The sequence below is a fragment of the Streptosporangium nanhuense genome, assembly GCF_059358815.1.
Map to the genome: position 1 here is coordinate 21266 of NZ_JCADBG010000049.1, position 6000 is coordinate 27265.

The 6000-nt window shown below is 68.5% G+C and carries 3 protein-coding genes; 1 reads left to right on the forward strand and 2 read right to left on the reverse strand.

The features are described 5' to 3' along the window. The first annotated feature begins 358 nt into the window (after window positions 1-358). On the forward strand, window positions 359-1861 hold the full coding sequence (locus AC5L38_RS43010; protein ID WP_495248589.1) for a phosphoesterase: 1503 nt from the start codon (window positions 359-361) through the stop codon (window positions 1859-1861). A 285-nt stretch (window positions 1862-2146) separates the two neighbouring features. On the opposite strand, the gene AC5L38_RS43015 is transcribed toward AC5L38_RS43010, so the two are convergent. After that, window positions 2147-2524, reverse strand: coding sequence for a hypothetical protein (locus AC5L38_RS43015; protein ID WP_495248590.1), 378 nt, complete (start codon window positions 2522-2524; stop codon window positions 2147-2149). 575 nt (window positions 2525-3099) lie between these two features. Continuing rightward, the gene (locus AC5L38_RS43020) at window positions 3100-5991 is read right to left on the reverse strand and encodes a beta strand repeat-containing protein (protein ID WP_495248593.1); all 2892 of its coding nucleotides are present in this window, start codon (window positions 5989-5991) and stop codon (window positions 3100-3102) included. Window positions 5992-6000 lie beyond the last annotated feature (9 nt).

Consider the following 6000-nt stretch of genomic DNA (forward strand, 5'->3'; position numbering starts at 1 on the left):
CGACCCGGCAGGTCTCTTGACGCGGTAAGGCCGTCCGGCGGGACGGCCACCCGCCCCCAGAGCCCGCCGCCTCCGGCTCGTCATGCCGGAGGCACCTCGGCGGCCCCCCACCGAGGGGACGCCCCCCCGACCAGCCCCACATCCGTGATCGGCCCCATGACCCGCGATCGGCCCCGTACCCACGATCGGCGCCACCAGGGCGCGGACGGCTCCGGCGGCCGACGGGCGTCCCCGAGGTGATTTTTGGCCCTATGAGGTCGTTATTCGTGTTTGTCCCGCTCCCTGTTCATGTCGTGTTCAGCGCGGCCTTCGAGACTCGCCGATTGGACCAAGCTACAGATGACCGAAAGGCTTCCTCGTGAAGGACCAGAACACCGAAGACCCCGAGCGCTCGTCGATCTCACGGCGCCGGCTGGTCAAGTACGCCGGCCTCGGGGCGACGCTGGTCGCCGCGAGCCCGCTGGCGACCGGCAACGCGGCGTGGGCGGAGCAGGACCCCGAGCGCGCGAGCGAGAGCCGCGGTGACTCCCGCAACCGGGTGTGGCGCGCCGGTGACCACCACGTGCACTCGGAGTACAGCGGCGACTTCGACACCTCGACGAACCCGCCGAAGTTCACCAAGGGCGGCGACGCGGTGTACCCGATCGTCACCAACGCGATCATGGCGAAGTACTTCGGCCTGAGCTGGGCGATGTGCACCGACCACGGCGGGCCGACGCACTCGAAGGTGAACCTTGAGCAGGCCTACCCCGACCTGCTGCGCTCGCGTGTCCTCGTGCCCGAGGTCCTCCAGTTCTGGGGGATGGAGTTCGACGCCCCGGCGCTGGACCACCACACGCTGATGATCCCCCACCACTCCGGTGAGGCGCAGCAGCTGTTCGAGCTGGAGAGCCGCTTCGCCAAGCACGACGCTTTCCCCGCCGACCCCGGCCGCGACACCGAGGCCAAGATGGTGGAGTTCCTGAAGGCCGCGAAGGGCATGCGACAGAAGCCGCTGGTCATCGCCCACCACGCCTCGCGGTCTGCGCCCGGTCTCGGTGTCTACGGGCAGGACACCCCCCGGGAGTTCCGCAACGGCAACAACGCCGCGCCGGAGATCTACGTCGGCTTCGAGGGCGCTCCCGGCCACCAGGCGGGCCCGCTCAACGGCGGCGCGCGCGGAGGGTACGGCAACCACCCGACCTACGGCGGCTTCGACCAGATGACGGCGCGCGTCGGCGGCCTCTGGGACTCGCTGCTCGGCGAGGGCCGGCGCTGGTGGATCACCGCGACCTCGGACTCGCACGTGCACTGGACGCGCGGCGGCGCCGACTTCTGGCCGGGCGAGTACAGCAAGACCCACGTGCTGGCCAGGCAGGACTACGCCGACATCATGGACGGCCTGCGCAACGGGCGGATCTGGGTCGGCACCGGTGACCTGATCACCGGCCTCGACGTCACGGCGAGCACCCAGGGCCGCCAGGCCACCGCGGGCGAGACCCTCACCGTGAGCCGCCGCAACCGCACCGACGTCGACATCGAGATCAGGTTCCGGCCGCTGGAGGGCAAGAACGCCAACGGCGACCACCCCGAGGTCCGGCGCGTCGACCTGATCACCGGCCAGGTCACCGGCCCGAACGCCAACCTCGACGCCGACACCAACCCCACCACCAAGGTCGTGGCCCGCTTCGGCCCGCGCGACTGGCGCAGGTCGGGACGCGAGTACGTCATCCGCCACACCCTGCGCGACGTGCAGGGCGACTTCTACGCCCGCGTACGCGGCACGAGCACCGACGAGGCCGAGCCGCTCGCCGACGGCAAGGAGAGCCCCTGGGAAGACCTGTGGTTCTACTCGAACCCGGTCTTCGTCCAGTACCGCTAACACCTCGGACACACGAGAACGCCCCGTCGGTCCGGAGACCGGCGGGGCGTTCACCCGTTCGGGTTCGGGCCTCGCCGTGGCGGCGACGGAGTGCCCGGCGTCCGGTGGGCCTGCCTTCGGGACGCGCTCCGGCCCACCCGGACGCCTGGCGGGTCGACTCCCCGGATGCCGGGCGGGTCGGCTCTCAGTCGGGTCGGCTCTCAGGCGGGTCGACGGATGCCGGGTGAGCGGATGCCAGGCGGTGCCGCCGGTGCTGCCGGTGCTGCCGGACACTCAAGAGCGACGTCAGGACACGACGCTGATCCCGGGCATGGGGCAGAGCATCTCCCGCTTCGCGGCGAACTGCTTCTTCGCGTTCCAATTGACGGTCTCACCGGGGGGCACCCTCACGAGGGCCTGGGCGTAGTCGAGCGTTGTCGCCTTGGTGGTGGTGAAGTAAACGACGACCTTGTAGGTGACGGGCTTCTTCCCAGGGTTTTTCGCCGTTCCCTGGGCGCTCCAGCCGCCCGGTATGGCCTCACACTTGGTCTGAACGATGTTCTTGCGGATGCTGGGCTCATTGTCCATCTTCGTCGGCAGCGGGTTCGCCCCGCCGCTCGCCTCGGTCGGCTCCGCGACCGGCGAATTCCCTGACACCACCGCGGCATTGTGCATGGTGTCCATGTTCGAAGAACATCCGGCTGCCAGCACGGAGGCCAGTATCACCAGCACCGGAGCTTTTACCGCCATAGGTGATGCAAATCGTATATTCACTGAACGACTCCCGCAGCATCAGTTGATTCATACTGATATTCGGACCCTTGGCCGATACGGAATCGCAGCGTCAGGCCAAGGACATCCACCGGATGCACTGGATTCACCCGGAGACTGCGCATCTGACGCACAGAATGACCGTCGAAACCATTTCTTCACGACCATCATTGAGCAGTGGATGTCATATCACCCACGATAATACAACCGTGTCCGCCGGACGGCATTCTTCGTTGTCCATCACTGACCCCCTTTTGAGGTAATATTCACGCTCATCAGAGGCGAATTCTCCTTCCCTGTCTCGTATGACAGATAAGGCCATTCCGATGCCGGGACGCCGGTGGTCTCGCCCCGTCGAGTTCGTCCGTCGACAAGCCGCCGTCCGTTGCCGAATCGCCGTCCGTTGCCGAATCGCCACCCATCGACAAGCCGTCATCTGCCGACGACCTGCCTCCCGTTGCCGAACCGCCTCCGTGCGGCCGTCGTGCTCAGCGGCACCTCTTCGAGTGACCACCGCGGTGCCTGTGGTGATGCTTCTTCTTGCGGTCGGTGATCTTGATCTTGGTGGAGTTCGACGAGTGGTTGCGGATCTTGTTTTCCTGGCGGTTCACACCGCTGTCCGCCCGCGGCCTGACCGCCGGGGCCACCACGACCGCCGCGGTCGACCCGCCGGAGGTGACGACCGGACCCGACAACGCACTACCCGACGCCGTCGCCGTGTTCACGATCACGCCGGCGTCGATGTTCGCCCGCGTCACCACGTAGGTGCCCGTACAGGTGGTCGAGGCTTGCGGCGCCAGCGTCGTCGCCGGACACGTCACCACCGGGGGAACTCCCGATCCCCGGCCCGTGTCCCTCACACCGATACCCGTCAAGGTGACGTTCCCGGTGTTGGTGACCAGGTAGGAGTAGGTGATCCTCTGGCCCGCCGCCGACACCCTGCGAGGGCTCGCCGTCTTCGACAGCGTCAGGCCAGGACTCGGCGTGACGGTCACCGTCGCCGTCGACGGTGGGGACGCGACCGGCGGACCCGTCGGCGAGGTGCCGAACGCCGTCGCGGTGTTCACGATCGACCCGGCGTCGATGTCGGCCTGGGTGACCGTGTACGTGCCCGTGCAGGTCGTCGAGGCCTGCGGCGCCAGCGTCGTCACCGGACACGTCACCACCGCGGGAACCCCCGATCCCGGCGGAGCGGTGTCCGTCACCCTGACATCGGTCACCGCGGCGTTGCCGATGTTGGTGACCAGGTAGGAGTAGGTCACCGTCTGCCCCGCCGCCGTCACCGTGCCCGGCGACGCCGTCTTGACGAGCGTGAGCGACAAGACCGCCTCGGCCGTGACCGTCGCGGTCGACGCGTTGGAGTTGATGACCACACCTGTCGGCGTGGTACCCGAGGCCGTCGCGGTGTTCACGATCGACCCGGCGTCGATGTCGGCCTGGGTGACCGTGTACGTGCCCGTACACGTCGTCGAGGCCTGCGGCGCCAGCGTCGTCACCGGACACGTCACCACCGGAGGCGTCCCCGAACCCGAGAACGCCGTATCCGTCACACTCACACCGGTCAGCGTCGCGTTGCCGGTGTTGACGATCGCGTACGAATAGGTGATCGTCTGCCCCGCCGCCGTCACCGTGCCCGGCGAGGCCGTCTTCAACAACGCCAGGCCGGGAGCCGCCTCGGCCGTCACCGTCGCCGTCGACGGATCGGACGTCACCGCCGGACCCACCGGCGGCGTCCCCGACGCGACCGCCGTGTTCACGATCGAGCCCGCGTCGAGGTCGGCCTGCGTCGTCACGTACGTGCTGGTACAGGTGGTCGAGTCCTGTGGGACCAGCGTGGTCACCGGGCAGGTGACCACCGGCGGCGCACCCGTCCCCGAGAACGCCGTATCCGTCACCCCCACGCCCGTCAACGTCGCATTGCCGGTGTTGACCACCAGGTAGGAGTAGGTGATCGTCGCACCCGCCGCCACCACCGAGCTCGGCGACGCCGTCTTCAACAGCGCCAGGCTGGGAACCGCGGTGGCCGTCACCGTCACCGTCGACGGATCGGAAGTGATCGACGGTCCGGTGGGCGGAGTGCCGGAGGCGACCGCGGTGTTCACGATCGACCCCGCGTCCACATCGGCCTGCGTCGTCACATACGTGCTGGTGCACGTCGTCGAGGCCTGCGGCGCCAGCGTCGTCACCGGACACGTCACCACCGGCGGCGCACCCGTCCCCGAGAACGCCGTATCCGTCACCCCCACACCGGTCAACGTCGCGTTACCGGTGTTGACCACCAGGTAGGAGTAGATCACCGTCCGGTCCGCCGCCACCACCGTGGCCGGTGACGCCGTCTTCAACAACGCCAAACTGGGAGCCGCCTCGGCCGTCACCGTCGCCGTCGACGGAGCCGACGTCACCGCCGGTCCGGTGGGCGGAGTGCCGGAGGCGACCGCGGTGTTCACGATCGACCCCGCGTCGATGTCGGCCTGGGTGACCGTGTACGTGCCCGTACAGGTGGTCGAGGCCTGCGGTGCCAGCGTCGTCACCGGACAGGTGACCACCGGCGGCGCACCCGTGCCCGAGAACGCCGTATCCGTCACATCCACGCCCGTCAACGTCGTGTTGCCGGTGTTGACGACCAGGTAGGAGTAGGTGATCGTCGCACCCGCCGCCACCACCGAGCTCGGCGACGCCGTCTTCAGCAGCGCCAGGCTGGGAACCGGATCGGCCGCCACCGTCGCCGTCGACGGAGCAGAGATGATCGGTGGTCCGGTGGGCGGCGTCCCCGACGCCACCGCGGTGTTCACGATCGACCCCGCGTCCACATCGGCCTGCGTCGTCACATACGTGCTGGTGCACGTCGTCGAGGCCTGCGGCGCCAGCGTCGTCACCGGACACGTCACCACCGGCGGCGCACCCGTCCCCGAGAACGCCGTATCCGTCACGTCCACAGCGGTCAACGTCGTGTTGCCGGTGTTGACCACCAGATAGGAGTAGGTGATCGTCCGGTCCGCCGCCAGCACCGTGGCCGGCGACGCCGTCTTCAACAACGCCAGCCCGGAAGCAGGGGCAGCCGTCACCGTCACCGTCGACGGATCAGACGTCACCGGCGGGCCCGTCGGCGGCGTCCCCGACGCCACCGCCGTGTTCACGATCGAGCCCGCGTCGATGTCGGCCTGCGTCGTCACATACGTGCTCGTACAGGTGGTCGAAGCCTGCGGCGCCAGTGTCGCCACCGGACACGTGATCACCGGAGGCGCACCCGTCCCCGAGAACGCCGTATCCACCACACCCACACCGGTCAACGTCGCGTTACCGGTGTTGACGACCAGATAGGAGTAAGTGATCGTCGCACCCGCCGCCACCACCGAACTCGGCGACGCCGTCTTCAACACCGCCAGACT